We start from the raw sequence: 14,930 nt of genomic DNA on the forward strand, positions 1-14,930 counted from the left end.
AACATTTTTAATTGACGACCTGTTACTAAGCATTTCTATTGCGGGAAAGTAAAGGAAGGTAGTTTATGGAAGAACAAAATATCACGAGAGTCCAGGTTAACGACAAAGAAATCATTTTGATCGGTACAGCACACGTTTCGAAACACAGTGCTGAACAAGTAAAAGAAGTAATAGAAGCAGAGAGGCCTGATGCTGTTTGCATCGAACTTGATGACCAAAGATATCAATCGATCAGCGAAGGCAGTAAATGGACGGAAACCAATATATTCCATATCATAAAAGAGAAAAAAGCAACTCTATTGTTAATGAATTTGGCCATTTCTTCCTTTCAAAAGCGTATGGCCAAGCAATTTGGTATAAATGCCGGGCAGGAGATGATACAGGGCATCGAATCGGCAAAAGAAATCGATGCAGAGCTTGTTTTAGCAGACAGAAATATACAAACAACCTTCTCGCGTATTTGGCATGGTGTGGGGTTCTGGGGAAAGGCAAAACTGATGATGCAGGTTGTCTATAGTATTTTCAGTAATGAATCCATTACAGAGGAAGAGCTGGAGAAAATGAAGTCGCAGGATATGCTCGATTCCATGCTCAATGACTTTACAGAAAATTTTCCGCGTTTAAAGGTGCCATTGATAGATGAACGTGACCAATATCTTTCTCAAAAAATAAAAGAGGCACCAGGTAAAAAGATTGTCGCGGTTCTTGGAGCTGCTCATGTTCCAGGCATAACCAAGGAAATACACCAAGAGCATGATTTAAACCAGCTAAGGAAGCAGCCGCCTAAGTCGAAGCTTCCGAAACTAATCGGCTGGATGATACCCGTCTTGATCATCGCCTTAATCGCTTATACTTTCTACGCTAATCCTTCTGCTGGCGCCCAGCAAACCATTAGCTGGGTATTATGGAACGGGTCCTTTTCTGCTTTGGGTACGGCCCTGGCGCTTGGCCATCCGCTTGCAGTTTTGACTGCTTTCGTGGCTGCACCGATCACCTCATTGAATCCATTGATTGCCGCCGGCTGGTTTGCAGGATTCGTACAGGCGCTTATACGAAAGCCAAAAGTGGGGGATTTTGAAACGCTATCGGAAGATGTACTTCATGTAAAAGGATTTTGGAACAATAAAGTCACGAGAATACTGCTGATTGTCGTTTTAGCCAACATCGGAAGTTCATTGGGCACCGTGATCGGAGGCGCCGACGTCATCCGCTTATTCTTCGAAAACATCTAATCAAAAGGCACCCGTTACAGGGTGTTTTTTTATGGAAATAAGAACTTATGTTCGGTATAATCGAAAGAGGCAAACCAATACAGCTGCAGTGGACAAGGCAGGAGGGGGCAGGTGTTGCTTTTTCATAATTGAAAGCGATTTCTGAAGCTTGAAAACCATCGAAAAGGGGGATATTTTGTTGTCGAAAAAACGAAAACGTTTGTTAGATGTAAAAGAAATGGTCGCCATGTATAAAGAGGGATATAGCACATCTGAGATAGGGAAAGCAGCCAATGTTACACCAAGATATGTCCGAACAATTCTTCATGCGAACGATGTATCTCTTAGGCCAAGAGGGAGCTGGAAACGGAAGTACACGCTCAATGAAGATTATTTCAAAACCTGGTCAAATAATATGGCCTATATTTTAGGATTCTTCGCCGCAGACGGAAATCTTCCGAAAGATAACCAAACAGTAAGCTTTTCACAAAAAGATCCCGACATTTTGGAAAAGATAAAAAAAGAAATAAACTCCAATCAACCTCTTTATCAAAATGCCAAAACCGGTGTATATGTCTTGAATCTGAACAGCAAAATATTGAAGCATGACTTAATGGAGCTACATGGATTCAGACCGAATAAATCCGCTGTATTGGAGTTTCCCGAAATACCAGAACCGTATCTGCATCACTTTATTAGAGGTTATTTTGACGGGGATGGCTACGTAAACTACGAACAATTCGAGGTTGTGTTTGTAGGAGGTTCGATAGCATTTATGGAAAGGCTAAGAAAAATACTAACCAAACAAAATCTGAACACTACTATCCGTTATTATAGCAATTATACAAGAGTCTATTTAAGAGGAAGGAAAACGATCAAGCTTTTTGCTGAATGGATCTATAGAAGAGAAGGAGAAATTTTCTTACAAAGAAAATTTCAGGTGTTTTCCAATGAATATAAACACTCTAGCGTGTTACAGGACAGAATCAAGAAAAACACCAAGCAAGCAGTGAAAAAGAGAAAACAATTATTTCTGGACAAATACCAACAATCAAATAATCTTGAACAAGCTTGTCATTATACTAGGATAGTAAAAGCGACTTATTATAACTGGTTGAAAAGTGATTCCATTTTCCGAAATAAAATCCAGGAAATCAAAAGTAAAAACAACTTCTTAAAAGAGGACATCGTTTACTACAGAATATATATACTTAACAATAGTTAGGATAGAGTACCGAGCATTATTTATAATGTTCAGTTTTTCTTTTTTTGTTTCTTGTTTACATAACATATATTATAGGAAGTTATACTCGAAACAATATCTCAAGTCTCAAAAACGAAGTATTCTTGAGATATTGAGATATTGAAAATTTTTCGGTATCCATGTCGAGCATTCAATTACCGCTTATAAATTTTCTTCCTGAGATTCCCTGAATGATATGGTTCCGATTTGATGCAATTGCAGAGTTTGTTCATAGAACTGCATCAATTGCTGAGAAGGCTTTTCCCAACTGAACTTTTCAGCTTCCAGTCTGGCGTTCCTTTTCATTTGCTTCAGTTCTTCCGGTTTTTCCAAATGATTTAGTGTTTGGATCATACTGTCTGTATTCTCGTTTTCAAACAATAAACCAGTTCTGCCATGATCGATTTGCTCCATCGTCGGGCCGCTTTCTGCAGCTATCACCGGCAATCCTGAAGCCATGGATTCCAGTATAACCAATCCAAGCGTTTCCGTTATGGATGGAAACACGAACGCATCTGCACTGGCAAAAGCTTCTGATAGTTCTTGACCATGCATAAAGCCGGTGAACAATGTATTTGTTCCCTTGAACACCTGCTCCAGCTCTTCTCTGGCAGGACCATCTCCCACAATAGCCAGACAGACGTCCTCTCGCGTTTCGAGTAAAGGTTTTAACTTATGGATTTCTTTTTCGATTGCCAGTCGTCCAACAAAAAGTAACAACTTCTTATCTTTTTGGTTATTCGTCAATCTACTGCGCATTGCTTCACTGTAATGGTCGGGATGGTATTTTTCAATATCCACCCCTCTCTTCCACACATGCACGTTGAAAAATTCTTTTTCCTGAAGCTCTTTTTGGATTGTCACCGAAGTACACAGGTTTAACTCCGCTTTATTGTGCAATTTCCTGAAATAACTCCAAAAAATCGGCTTTAGAGGCCGGTACAATTTATAATAGTCCAAATATTTCGGTACATGTGTGTGGTAAGAAGCAATTAATGGAAAACCTAATTTTTCCGCATAGTGTACTCCGGCAGCTCCCACCAATGCAGGATTGACAACATGTACTAAATCTGGCTGGTGTTTTTCCAGTATTCTTTTTACCTTTTTTTGCGGCAGTGAAAATGGACGATAACGATAAAAAGGCATAGTGGTGGTTTTAACTCCTTCCACCACCGCCCCTTTGTACTCGTATACTCCCAAATCAGGCGCTATCACTACTACTTCGTGGTTCAGTTTCCGAAGATATTTAATTGCCTCTGTCAGCCTGGTAACCACGCCATCAGTGGATGGTAAAAAGGTTTCTGTAATGATTGCTATTTTCAAGGTGAAGCTCCTTTGTCTATTTCCAAGAGATTGATGGTAGTACGTTTTCTTTTATCACGCGGCCTTTGTGATCAAGCGCCGCAGTCAGAATTCCTTTGATAACTTCATCTGTCAGTAAATTGGGTTCTAATCCCAAATCACGAAGCTTGGTATTGACAGCATGGTAATAATGCTCCTCCGCTTCTACCCGCGGATTATCAATATGGGAAATTTCCGGTGTCAAACCGGTTTCCCCAGCCACTTTCTGAACCTTTTCCGCCAAGTCTTGCACGGAGAAGTACTCCGTGAATTGATTGAACACTCGGAATTCTCCCTTATCCGCAGGAGTTTCAGTAGCGATTTCCACACATCTCACGGTGTCTTTAATATTCAAAAAAGCTCGGGTTTGTCCACCGGTTCCATAAACGGTTAAGTCATGACCGGTCGCCGCTTGGATGATGAAGCGATTTAGCGCCGTACCATATACGCCATCGTAATCAAGCCGGTTGGCGAGTACAGGATCCATTTCTGTCTCATCTGTATGTAAACCGTAAACTACTCCCTGGTTTAAGTCAGTAGCCCTAATACCCCAAATTTTGCAGGCAAACATGATGTTATGGCTGTCATGTACCTTTGACAAATGATAGAAAGAACCCGGTTGTTTAGGGTAAGGAAGCTTGTCTTTCCGTCCATTGTGTTCGATTTCCAAATACCCTTCTTCAATGTCAATATTCGGCGTGCCATACTCTCCCATTGTGCCAAGCTTAATCAAGTGGCATTCCGGTGCGAACTCTTTTATAGCATACAAAACATTCAAATTGCCGATCACGTTGTTCGATTGTGTGTAAACAGCATGCTCTCTATCTATCATGGAATAAGGAGCAGAGCGTTGTTCTGCAAAATGCACAAACGCATCCGGTTTGGTCTGTTTAAATACTTCCGCCAGAAAATCATAGTGGTTCAAGTCACCGACAAACGTTTTTATTTCTTTCCCGGTCAACTCTTTCCACTTTGCAACCCGTTGTTCCAATGTGGCAATCGGGGTGACGGAATTAGAGCGTAACTCTTCGTCTATTTTTCTCCTCACCAAGTTATCAACAATCGATACTTCGTGGCCTTGTTTCGAAAGATATAAAGCAGTCGGCCAACCACAAAAGCCGTCTCCTCCAGCTACTATAATTCTCATAGTTCCCCTCCTGTTACAATTTCATTACACAACTAACCATCATTATAAAACATAACAGCACGCAAGAGAAATATAAACCTTTATATCAGTACGAATTTCTCAAACACTTTGTATATTTTACATTATATTTACCAGACCAAGAAAATCCATACTTTTTTTGTCAGATATTTCATTATCGGGAGCCGGTAAAGGTGGAAAAGCAATACTATAGATCAAATTATCGGTTGTCTTTTTGTTTTAAAGGCTTTTTAGCCGGACCTTCCAGCACTTCGCCTGTTACGGAAAATCTTGAACCATGACAGGGGCAGTCCCACGTCTTTTCTGCTTGATTCCAATTCACTTCACACCCCAAATGGGTACAAGTGGTGTCTATCATATGAACCGTTCCTTTATGATCTCGATAAACACCAGTGCGTTCTCCTTTAATCCGAACAATGCCCGCTTGAGTGGCAGGGATATTTTCTATGTCGGTCGAATTTTTGTCCAACTTCCCTTTCACCAATTCTTTCAGAGAGTCGGCGTTGTACTCACCGAATGCTTTCAACTGAGTTGCAGGGTGAAAACGATCTGGGGCAAACATTTTTTGAAAACGGTTCTTTTTACCGCTTACCATATCCGTAATCAGTAGGGCTGCTCCTGCTGCCAGCGTCATTCCCCATTTCCGGAAACCGGTAACCACGAGAATATTCGGCTGTGTAGCAGAAAGCGGACCGATATAAGGCAATTTGTCCAGCGTTGTTAAATCCTGGGAGGACCAGCAATACGGTACTTCCTCAGCAGAAAAATGCTCCCGGGCATAGTCGATCAGTGATTTATAACGCTTTTCCGTTTCACCCCCTTGCCCGGTTTTATGGGACTCTCCGCCGATTAACCACAACATTCCATCTTGATTAGGAACAGCGCGGATCGATCGCATTGGTGAGTCGACACTGGCATACATTCCGCCAGGGTATGCAGCTTTTGTCCGCACCGCTGTGACATAGGATCGTTCCGGGTATAGTCTGGTCGAAAAACCTCCTCTTGCATCCGTGAATGGAAAATGAGAAGCTTCCACGATCTTTTGACAGCGGACCTGATGACCTTCTCTTGTCTGGATGGCTGGATATTCGAGATTCTCCACTCCAGTAGCCATCGTATTTTCAAATATTTGGACCCCGAGGGCTTGCACGTCTTCAAGGAGTCTGGCTAGAAATTTCAGCGGGTGGAACTGATATTGCCGGTCCATCCTCAATGCGGCTTTTACAGGTATATTCAATGGCACCTTCTCGAGGTAATCATGATTTATCCCCAGCTGCTTGTAAGCATTTTTTTCATCCATGAGAAATTTGACGCCTTCCCCGGAATTAGTAAACAGATAAGCGTCTTCTTCAGAAAAATCGCATGAAATCTGCTTCTGTTCGATGATTTGCTTGATCCATTCCATAGCTTGCATATTAAACTGATAATAAGCAGAAGCGGTTGCGGGATCGAAACGTTTTATCAATTCGTCATAAATCAATCCGTGCTGTGCAGTCACTTTGGCAGTCGTATTACCGGTGGTTCCGTTTAACAAACTTTCGGCCTCCAGCAATGCTACAGCATAGCCTTCTTCAGCCAGCAAATAGGCAGAAAGGATGCCTGTAATGCCTCCCCCAACTATTCCTACATCCACATCCAAATCCTCTTCCAACTTCGGAAAAGAAGGGATTTGGACTGTGTCCCGCCAGTATGATTCTGTATTGGGCATTGTATGTGAGTCCGCCTTTTTGCCTTTCATCCAGTTTTCCTCCTCTGTCTCTTGGTAATACTGCTCCCTTGTGTTTTTCCTTCTGCTTCAATCAATAAACCTACTATTTTTCCCCTCCAAGCGCATTTCGTTTATTTTGGCTGCTGACACGCCTTCGTTATAATGTAAGAGAATATGTTTTGTCTATCGGCCTTCAGGCAATGGAAAACAAAATAGGAATTTGAGGTGAATGAAGTGACAAACGCACATATGATTGCCAAAGGAAATGTTCAAGGTGTTGGATTCCGGGCAACTGCCCAACAAAAAGCAATGGAAATCGGGGTGAAAGGCTGGGTAAGGAATCTGCCAAACGGCGATGTCGAGTTGGAAGCAGAGGGAACGGATAGACAGGTGGACCAATTTATTGAAACAATCAGGAAAGGTCCTCACCGTTTTATAAAAGTAGAAAATTTAGACGTCGAAAGGTCTCAAACGGATAAAGGCTATGGCTCATTTGAAGTCCATTACTGAATCAATTGAACATAACAAAAAAGCCGCTGAAAACTACAGCGGCTTTTTTAAGTATAAAAACAACATTTTCTTTTTTATCACACGTTAATTTTCCTGGAAAAATTTACGGTTCAGGGCGATATATTCATTTTCCTCTTCCGGAACTTCATCCTCCATATAGATGGCTTCAACCGGACATACCGCTTCACATGCACCACAGTCGATGCAAATGTCGGGATCAATATAGAACATATCTTTTCCTTCTTCTATACAATCTACTGGACAAACCTCCATGCATTCGCCAGCTTTTTCTGTTTTACAAGGTGATGTAATCACAAATGCCAAGTTTATCTCCTCCTTCTTAAAATCGGCCTTCTGCTAGAAATAGGTGGTCACAGCACCGCTTAACCGCCTTACTAGATTATTTATTATACCAAATTATTGGATACTTAACAGTATTGCATGCCAAACAGGCTTTTGGCAAAACAGTACCAACAAAGCATTCTGTTAGAGTATACTATATCTTTTTTCATTTTTCTACCTTTACCGACAAACATTGCTGACACGGTAATTATTTGGAGAAATCTTGAAGAGTTATCGGACAACGAGTGTTATTCGGGGAAATGACAGGAGAGAATAAAACCGGCATTGCTTGTCCATATCAAATAGATATAAAGCGCCGACAGCCCCTATGACTTAGATAAGGGGCTGTGATGGATGGTAATGGAAAGGATTAACTCACAACAGGCTCGTCATCTGACCAAATCCGCTCCACTATATATTCTCCGCCCGTTTTTTGAATTAGATACACATCCGGATTTGTAAACCCCTTCCATTGGGAGAAACCGATATCCGCTTGATAGCTGTTCAGCAGCAAAGCGAGTAAATTCCCATGCGTTACAATACCGATGTTCTCGCATGTATCATCCGCCATTATTTCATCGATCAACTGACCAGCCCGTAAACTGGCGTCGTTCGACGACTCTCCTCCAGGGAGTCTGAAATCTCTATCTGTAAATGATTCTTCTAAAACGTCGAGCCAATCATCGATTGGTTCTTCACTTAGCAATCGTTCTTCCAGCCTTTCATCTATCTCGATGGATAAATTGTGCCGCTCAGCATATGGTTTGATACTCTCGACCGCCCGCAAAAAAGGGCTGGATATAATCCGGTCCAGTTGATAGCCATAGTTTTGCAAGAATGCAGAAACAACCTGGGCTTGCTTCACACCGTCCCTTGTTAAGGGGGAATCTTTATGCTGTCCTTCTGCGCTACAATGACGGATCATAAACAGTCTTTTCAAACCAACCATCTCCTCCAAGGGAATTAACTCTATTATCAGACAACTTCTCTTTAAAAACAAGGGTCAAAATGGAATTATCGAAGTTTTCGATCTGCGCTACTGTTCATTTTCGCCATAGATTATACATTCTATTCACAAATACCGAAAGGAAAAAAATCCGGAAATTTTTTCGCCCACAAGTAAATTCACGCAGATTCAACCAAAAAAACTAACCGTACGATGACGGTTAGTTTTTTGGTTACATTTCTTCAAAATATTCTTTATGGAATCCACCGATTCTGTTGGTGTTATCAATGATAAAATAAAATTCTTCTGTTTCGTTTTTTACATCATACACTTTCCCTGGAGTAAGTGTCTTATCTACTACGAATTTTTTTGCATCATTATGGATGCATTTAATTTGCTTCACTGTTACATTATTTTCCCAGTTTTTATGGATCACTTCGCTCACCTTCCTTCCATTTTGCATTTTCCCATAATTTATTTTTCGATTCCAAAGTAAAAAACTTAGTAACTTCGCCGGTTTCCATTGCTAACCCTATCCGAAATCATTTTCAACTAAGCCTTTCCAAAAACTCCAAGCGATTGCCAAAGGGATCTTCCAAATAAAAACGCTTATATCCAGGAAGCCGATCATCGTCTTCCACTTCGATATGTCTGCTTCTCAACGCAGCTTTCAATCCTTCCAAATTCCCAACATAAAAAGCAGGATGTGCTTTTCTGGCTGGTTCAAATGGCTCCTCGATGCCGACGTGGAGCTGGTGGTCCCCGCACATAAACCAGACGCCGCCATTTTTCTTTAACTCCTCAGGTTTTTCGATTTCTTCCATTCCTAACAAATCAGAAAAAAATTCTCTCGCCTTTTGTTCGCTACCATTAGGAGCTGCAAGCTGTACATGATCAATTCCTTGAAAGTGATAAACCATCATACTATCCCCCTGCGACGATTGGAAGGTTCGGATGACATAGGAGACAGCCAACAATGCCTTGCCTCCCAAATCGTTATTTACTACCTCTCCTCACTATACCATGATTTTGCTTGTAACACTTCTCTTTGAGATAATTGATGTCCCATGCTTTCCCAGTGAACCGTTACCTGTGCACCAGCATTCTTTAGCATTTGCTCCAGCTCTTCGGTTTCCTTGCTGTCAATCAATGGATCGTTTGTACCTGCACCTATGAACACCCTGTTTCCCGTCAAAGAAGGAAGGTCAATTCCTCTTATGGGAACCATTGGATGGAACAAGATAGCACTGGCAAGGGAAGAAGGGTGATGGAACAACAGGCTTCCGGCAATGTTGGCACCATTCGAATAACCGACAGCTACGATATTATTTCTGTCAAAGTGGTAAGCAGAAGCGGCTTCATCGAGGAAGACATGAAGCTCATTAGTACGGGCAACCAAATCTTCCTCATCAAATACACCTTCCCGCAATCGACGGAAAAAACGTGCCATTCCATTCTCTGATACGTTTCCTTTCACTCCTAACACAGAAGCTTCTGGATCTATCATATCCGCTACTGGTTCAAGGTCTTTTTCTGTTCCTCCTGTTCCGTGAAGCAGTAACAGCACAGGGGCTTCTGGATTTGTACCTTCGCGGTAAAAATGTTTCATTTCCAATTTGCATCCTCCTTAGGTTCGCTTACTGATTAAAATATAGTTTACATATTATTATTATTATCACCCGATAATATCTCGGATTCAAGATTATTTTATCATATTTCTTTCTCCTGGCAAATGGAGACAATTAAGAATGTATTTTTTTCAACAGCCATTTCAGAAAAAATGGCAGCACCAACACGATCGTTAGCAGACGTATCATCTGCAGCGAGCTGACAATCGACGGATCACCGTTCACTGCTTGCGCTGTCAGAGCCATTTCGATTAACCCGCCTGGCGCCAGGCTAAGTACTGCTGTAGCAGTATTCAAGTTGGTCAAAGAACTAAAAAGGAAACCGAACATAAACGAGGTAATGATCAACAAAATAGCGAGACAGAAAAAATAAACACAATACTTTCCAGCCGTTTTCAGGTCTTTGACCGAAATCGAGTCCCCGAGATAAACGCCGATCGTTAGCTGTGCAAATAAATAAGCACTAGTCGGCAGTAGGAATAAGGAGATACCATTGATTTGCAAAGCAGCTGTTATCAACATCGGCATCAAAACCAGCGATGCCGGCACCCACCTTTGCAGCAAGAAACCGATCAAAAATGCAGCAATAAAAAGGATGATGGTCCATGCCGGGCCATTACCTGCCTGCTGCACCACTGCACCTTGTGCAGCAGGTTGTGTTTGGTGGAAAAACAAATGGGTAGCCGAGAACGGGATGATGAACAATACAGCAACTAGGCGAATGGTTTGAAAAATGGTGACCAACACCGTATTGCCATAGAACGAGTCACTCAATGCTAAAACAGTCGACAAACCACCTGGAATGCTGCCAAGTAAACTTGTTGTCACATCTAAATTCACCCATTTTGTTATTAAATAAGCACTAACCAGGCTTAAAGCAATCAGGAGCAGAGTCATGGCTGTGTAAGGAATGAGATACGGAACGACAGTAGACAGTGTTGCAGCAGTGAATGTGGCACCAATCTGGATACCCAAAATAGAAAAACTGACTTTCCTCAGCCGTAACGAAGCTGCTGTGCTTGCAAAAGGAAAAAGTTTAAAGATGAGCAGGCTGGCAACCGGACCGAGAATCCAAGGCAGCGGTAGATGTAACCAATTAAATAAAAATCCACCGACAATTCCAATGAAATATGTGATAAATAATCGGACCAAGAAATTCTCCATACCAGCCACCTGCTTTCCAGCTTAATACTTTTGATTGCTTTCTTGATTGGCAGAAGGTTTCCAAAACCAACCGAGCAATGCGATGCTCACCATTACCACCCAGAAAATCGTTTTCCACAAAGTCGTTTCAGGAAATTCAGCCGGGATGATCGCTAACTGAGGATGGGCCAGGGTATGGACCGCTAGCTTGACAGCCACCCAACCGACTATCACATAGGCGGCTGCTTCCAGACCTGGTCTTTTCTTCAATAACTTCACGATATAAGAGGCGGCAATCCTGATCAGGATCAAACCTATCATTCCGCCGGCAAGAATGACAACAAACTGAGCACCATCCATCCCTCCGATAGCCGGAATGGCAGTCGGCGGGAGCGTGGTCGCCAATGCGACGGCTGCCAAAATGGAATCCACGGCAAAAGCGATGTCCGCCAACTCTACTTTGACAACCGTTGTCCAAAAACCAGAGCCCTTGGCTGGCTTTGCAACGGCACCTTCCGCCTCTTCTTTTTTAAAAAAGATTTTCAATAAATTATTTATCGAGATAAATAACAAGTATAAAGCACCTAAAGCCTGAACCTGCCAGATATCAATCAGAAAAGAAATGAAAAATAAAGAACCGAATCGAAAAACAAAGGCCCCTCCCAATCCATAGAGGAGTGCTTTTCTTTGTTTTTCTTCCGGTAAATGTTTGACAATCAATGCCATCACCAAAGCATTATCCGCAGCCAACAGCCCCTCGAGGCCGATCAACGCAAGCAAAGTCCATCCATACTCAAGTAAAATACCTGTATCCATCTTGAGACCTTCTTTCTTTCTGTGTATCTATAATCGTTGCCTTCCTAAAATCGAGCCTTGTCCAACTGGCAGAGAATATGTACCGATGAGCCAGGCAGACAAAGAAAATTCATATGCCTGCATCCTTCTTCCACTGGATATTTTGCAAGCACAAGCTACCTTTTCCACTAACTCTACTTCTGGTATTGAAAAACGTGATAAACGAAAAAAATCCGGAACAGGAAACATCCTTATTCCGGAACGGTTTTACTTAGCTGAACAAATAGGATAAATATCCATATCCTTCTTGTTCCATCTTTTGTTTAGGAACAAACCGCATAGCAGCTGAATTCATGCAATAACGCATGCCGCCTTTTTCCTCTGGTCCATCTTCAAAAACATGGCCCAGGTGAGAATCTGCCTGGCTGCTCCGTATCTCCGTACGAATCATTCCATGAGAGGTATCCGTATTTTCTTTCACTTGATGTTTGTCAATCGGCTTCGTGAAGCTTGGCCACCCGCAACCCGCATCGTACTTGTCTTTGGATGAAAACAAGGGTTCTCCGGATACCACATCCACGTAAATGCCTTCTTCCTCATTATCAAAATATTCATTTTGAAACGGAGTTTCCGTACCGTTTTCCTGCGTTACATGGTACTGCAACGGTGTCAGCTGACGGCGAAGTTCTTCTGTGTTCTTCTCAGGCTTCCAGGTTTTCTCGATAAAATCTTGCCGGCCTGATCCTTTTTTATACAATTTGTAATGGAAAGACTGCTTTTTATAATAATCTTGGTGCTTCTCTTCCGCCTCATAGAAAGGCGCAGCCGGCAAAATCTTCGTTACTATCGGCTCAGAGAATTTACCGCTTTGCTCCAGTTGTCGTTTCGATTTTTCAGCTAATTGCTTTTGCTCTTCATTGTGATAGAAAATGGCTGTCTGGTAAGATTCTCCCCTGTCATTAAACTGCCCGCCGGGGTCAGTGGGGTCAATCTGCCGCCAAAAAACGTCCAATAGCCGTTCGTAAGAAAAAATATCCGGATCAAAAGTAATTTGTACAGCTTCGACATGTCCTGTCGTATCCGAACAAACTTCTTCATAAGTCGGGTTTTCCGTTCTTCCGCCGGTATAGCCGGAAACGACTCTTTCGATTCCCGGCCGTTCATCAAACGGTTCCACCATACACCAAAAACAGCCACCAGCAAAAGTTGCCTTTTCAGCCATTATGTTACCTCCTTTAAAACGAAAAACGGAAACAATTCCTTTGCATTCCCGTTTTTTGATCACATTTCATTTTCTGAGCCGAAGTGCTCTGAGGAATGAATGTGTATAGTTACTATTCTTTCCTTTTTCATCGGAAAAATCAAGCAGTCTGCATTTATCTATATATATAGCTTGGGAACGGAATTGCCCGATTGAGTACTGCGCGTTTTTTGGGGCGCCTTTCTCTTTGGTTTATCTGCCGCTTCTATTTTATATAAATTTTCTTGTTCAATTTCTATTTTATCCTCTTCTTCTTCCGGTGAAACACTTTGGGATGCAGATTTTCCCGTTTCTTCATCACCCTCGCTGTCATCGTCTTCATTGAAAGCCTTCAGCATATTGATCATCATCGGGATGTTTTTCACCATCGGACCATATTGTTGGATGACGGGCATAGCTGACTGCGCCATCTTTATGGCTTGCTGCACGTTCCCCAGTGTACTGGTCAACTTCGAACCCCCTGCAGCTGCCGGAAACTGGGAGACGGCAGCTGGCTGGGTGAAACGCTGCAACAAACCCGCCAATCCCCTCCCTCCTCCAGGGGCCGGTCCTCCTCCCTGAAATGGAGTTGGAAAATTTGGCGGAAATCCACCCGGCGGCCTTACTCCTTGGGAAAAAGGGAATGAACCGATGCCCGATGGTCCTTGGTTTGGATTGAACATACAAAAACCCCTCTTTTCAAAAAATGATTTGCTTTATTGTACGTTACATGCCTAAAAGAAGTGTAGGCATTAATCGAGTATTCCGGGGATTGCTGTCATATATAAAAAAAGAGCTTCCATAAGCCGCTGAAGACTTCATGGAACGCTCCTTTATCGTTTTGCATTATTTCCCGGGCAAGCGCAGTATACGACACTCGCCCTTCTTTTTCTCCAAATCGGTTGTCGCTAATTGACGCTATATAAAGAAAGCAGCTGATACGTGCAAACCGTCCGTTCTTCTTTCCAGGAAATCTCGACAATCTTCCCGCTTCCTATTTGATCGGAATCGTGGTGCCGTTTAATCTCGATTGTCTGGTTTATGGGAAATAATTTATATCCTGTAAACTCGATTTCAAACATATTTTGCTGGTGCTGCAAACGTTTTTCTCTACCGTGAGTCAGCAGTTTCCATTCAATTGACATAGGCATTGACATTCAACACCCACCTCCCGATATCATTTACCTATCATGGTACGTCATGGTTGTTTGCTTGACAAGCAAAATTTGCTGTTCAGGATGATTCATCACAAAAATCACGTAGATTGAATGGAAAATTAATATGATAACCGTCAAGCATCCGGATATTTTTTTGGAATGTGTCCTCGTATTCCTTTATCTCCGCCCCTCGCTGTAAGTGGGTGTCCAGAATGGACATAATAGTCTGTAAAGCTGTGGTTACTTCGAATATTTCCGTCAATGATAATTCCTGCAAAGAGGGGATATCCATTAATTGAAAGTTCTTCAACTTGGCTATGTAGCCTTTGGAAAAGTATTCTGGCAATATTCGGTTATAAATTTCATCCATCAGAGAACGGACATATTCCTGTTGCTCTGAAGTGGAAGCGGTGATCACTCTCATGCGAATCCTCCTGTGTATCTATATAGCAAAAGCAACAGAGCCTCCACAGTGTTTTTTCTCACCTTCAGGCAAAATTG

At 42.2% G+C, this 14,930-nt stretch carries 17 protein-coding genes; 3 read left to right on the plus strand and 14 right to left on the minus strand.

Annotated elements, in window-relative coordinates; genetic code table 11:
* Positions 1-65 precede the first annotated feature (65 nt).
* Together ABVF09_RS10565 and ABVF09_RS10570 are read left to right on the plus strand one after the other, a co-directional pair.
* Entirely contained in the window at positions 66-1,232 is a 1,167-nt protein-coding gene (locus tag ABVF09_RS10565; protein WP_153462677.1) for a TraB/GumN family protein, read from the plus strand.
* A gap of 217 nt (positions 1,233-1,449) precedes the next feature.
* Positions 1,450-2,436, plus strand: coding sequence for an LAGLIDADG family homing endonuclease (locus tag ABVF09_RS10570; protein WP_371069202.1), 987 nt, complete (start codon positions 1,450-1,452; stop codon positions 2,434-2,436).
* A 180-nt stretch (positions 2,437-2,616) separates the two neighbouring features.
* On the opposite strand, the gene ABVF09_RS10575 is transcribed toward ABVF09_RS10570, so the two are convergent.
* The 3 genes from ABVF09_RS10575 to ABVF09_RS10585 form a co-directional block, all read right to left on the minus strand.
* Positions 2,617-3,777 (minus strand): glycosyltransferase family 4 protein, encoded by a 1,161-nt coding sequence (locus ABVF09_RS10575; protein WP_051390409.1) that lies wholly within the window; start codon positions 3,775-3,777, stop codon positions 2,617-2,619.
* Positions 3,778-3,793: 16 nt separating this feature from the next.
* On the minus strand, positions 3,794-4,942 hold the full coding sequence (locus ABVF09_RS10580) for an NAD-dependent epimerase/dehydratase family protein (protein ID WP_371069178.1): 1,149 nt from the start codon (positions 4,940-4,942) through the stop codon (positions 3,794-3,796).
* A gap of 217 nt (positions 4,943-5,159) precedes the next feature.
* A complete protein-coding gene (locus tag ABVF09_RS10585) occupies positions 5,160-6,698 on the minus strand; it encodes an FAD-dependent oxidoreductase (protein WP_371069179.1) in 1,539 nt (512 codons plus the stop codon).
* Between the two features lie 195 nt (positions 6,699-6,893).
* Between ABVF09_RS10585 and ABVF09_RS10590 the strand changes: the two genes are divergently transcribed.
* Entirely contained in the window at positions 6,894-7,178 is a 285-nt protein-coding gene (locus ABVF09_RS10590) for an acylphosphatase (RefSeq protein ID WP_026570190.1), read from the plus strand.
* A gap of 84 nt (positions 7,179-7,262) precedes the next feature.
* Here ABVF09_RS10590 and ABVF09_RS10595 read toward each other — a convergent pair whose 3' ends face one another.
* The 11 genes from ABVF09_RS10595 to ABVF09_RS10645 form a co-directional block, all read right to left on the minus strand.
* Positions 7,263-7,502: a ferredoxin family protein gene (locus ABVF09_RS10595; protein WP_026570189.1), complete on the minus strand. Its 240-nt coding sequence runs from the start codon at positions 7,500-7,502 to the stop codon at positions 7,263-7,265.
* 388 nt (positions 7,503-7,890) lie between these two features.
* Positions 7,891-8,460, minus strand: coding sequence for a histidine phosphatase family protein (locus tag ABVF09_RS10600; protein WP_026771281.1), 570 nt, complete (start codon positions 8,458-8,460; stop codon positions 7,891-7,893).
* A 238-nt stretch (positions 8,461-8,698) separates the two neighbouring features.
* Positions 8,699-8,902: a DUF6501 family protein gene (locus ABVF09_RS10605; RefSeq protein ID WP_026771280.1), complete on the minus strand. Its 204-nt coding sequence runs from the start codon at positions 8,900-8,902 to the stop codon at positions 8,699-8,701.
* Between the two features lie 112 nt (positions 8,903-9,014).
* Positions 9,015-9,386, minus strand: coding sequence for a VOC family protein (locus ABVF09_RS10610; protein WP_026570187.1), 372 nt, complete (start codon positions 9,384-9,386; stop codon positions 9,015-9,017).
* Positions 9,387-9,469: 83 nt separating this feature from the next.
* Positions 9,470-10,075 carry an alpha/beta hydrolase gene (locus ABVF09_RS10615; RefSeq protein ID WP_371069203.1) on the minus strand — a complete coding sequence of 202 codons (606 nt, stop codon included), beginning with the start codon at positions 10,073-10,075 and terminating at the stop codon, positions 9,470-9,472.
* A gap of 133 nt (positions 10,076-10,208) precedes the next feature.
* Positions 10,209-11,258 carry an AbrB family transcriptional regulator gene (locus ABVF09_RS10620; protein WP_371069180.1) on the minus strand — a complete coding sequence of 350 codons (1,050 nt, stop codon included), beginning with the start codon at positions 11,256-11,258 and terminating at the stop codon, positions 10,209-10,211.
* A gap of 21 nt (positions 11,259-11,279) precedes the next feature.
* Positions 11,280-12,053, minus strand: a complete 774-nt coding sequence (locus tag ABVF09_RS10625) for a TerC family protein (protein ID WP_026570184.1) — start codon at positions 12,051-12,053, stop codon at positions 11,280-11,282.
* 250 nt (positions 12,054-12,303) lie between these two features.
* Positions 12,304-13,254, minus strand: a complete 951-nt coding sequence (gene msrB / locus ABVF09_RS10630; RefSeq protein ID WP_026570183.1) for a peptide-methionine (R)-S-oxide reductase MsrB — start codon at positions 13,252-13,254, stop codon at positions 12,304-12,306.
* Between the two features lie 158 nt (positions 13,255-13,412).
* Complete coding sequence (locus tag ABVF09_RS10635; RefSeq protein ID WP_235162443.1) at positions 13,413-13,817, minus strand: YqfQ family protein; 405 nt, start codon at positions 13,815-13,817, stop codon at positions 13,413-13,415.
* Positions 13,818-14,180: 363 nt separating this feature from the next.
* The gene (locus tag ABVF09_RS10640; RefSeq protein ID WP_026570182.1) at positions 14,181-14,429 is read right to left on the minus strand and encodes a DUF2584 family protein; all 249 of its coding nucleotides are present in this window, start codon (positions 14,427-14,429) and stop codon (positions 14,181-14,183) included.
* A 76-nt stretch (positions 14,430-14,505) separates the two neighbouring features.
* Complete coding sequence (locus ABVF09_RS10645; protein WP_371069181.1) at positions 14,506-14,853, minus strand: DUF5365 family protein; 348 nt, start codon at positions 14,851-14,853, stop codon at positions 14,506-14,508.
* Positions 14,854-14,930 lie beyond the last annotated feature (77 nt).

The sequence above is a fragment of the Sediminibacillus sp. JSM 1682029 genome, assembly GCF_041366435.1.
GTDB lineage: Bacteria > Bacillota > Bacilli > Bacillales > Amphibacillaceae > Sediminibacillus > Sediminibacillus terrae.

Excerpts from the sequence above, each read along its gene's own strand:
- ABVF09_RS10640 (WP_026570182.1), bottom strand. The coding sequence starts at position 14,429 with ATGTCAATGCCTATGTCAATTGAATGGAAACTGCTGACTCACGGTAGA.
- ABVF09_RS10585 (WP_371069179.1), bottom strand. The coding sequence starts at position 6,698 with ATGAAAGGCAAAAAGGCGGACTCACATACAATGCCCAATACAGAATCA.
- ABVF09_RS10610 (WP_026570187.1), bottom strand. The coding sequence starts at position 9,386 with ATGGTTTATCACTTTCAAGGAATTGATCATGTACAGCTTGCAGCTCCT.
- ABVF09_RS10620 (WP_371069180.1), bottom strand. The coding sequence starts at position 11,258 with ATGGAGAATTTCTTGGTCCGATTATTTATCACATATTTCATTGGAATT.
- ABVF09_RS10625 (WP_026570184.1), bottom strand. The coding sequence starts at position 12,053 with ATGGATACAGGTATTTTACTTGAGTATGGATGGACTTTGCTTGCGTTG.
- ABVF09_RS10570 (WP_371069202.1), top strand. The coding sequence starts at position 1,450 with ATGGTCGCCATGTATAAAGAGGGATATAGCACATCTGAGATAGGGAAA.
- ABVF09_RS10645 (WP_371069181.1), bottom strand. The coding sequence starts at position 14,853 with ATGAGAGTGATCACCGCTTCCACTTCAGAGCAACAGGAATATGTCCGT.
- ABVF09_RS10615 (WP_371069203.1), bottom strand. The coding sequence starts at position 10,075 with ATGAAACATTTTTACCGCGAAGGTACAAATCCAGAAGCCCCTGTGCTG.
- ABVF09_RS10565 (WP_153462677.1), top strand. The coding sequence starts at position 66 with ATGGAAGAACAAAATATCACGAGAGTCCAGGTTAACGACAAAGAAATC.
- ABVF09_RS10580 (WP_371069178.1), bottom strand. The coding sequence starts at position 4,942 with ATGAGAATTATAGTAGCTGGAGGAGACGGCTTTTGTGGTTGGCCGACT.
- msrB (WP_026570183.1), bottom strand. The coding sequence starts at position 13,254 with ATGGCTGAAAAGGCAACTTTTGCTGGTGGCTGTTTTTGGTGTATGGTG.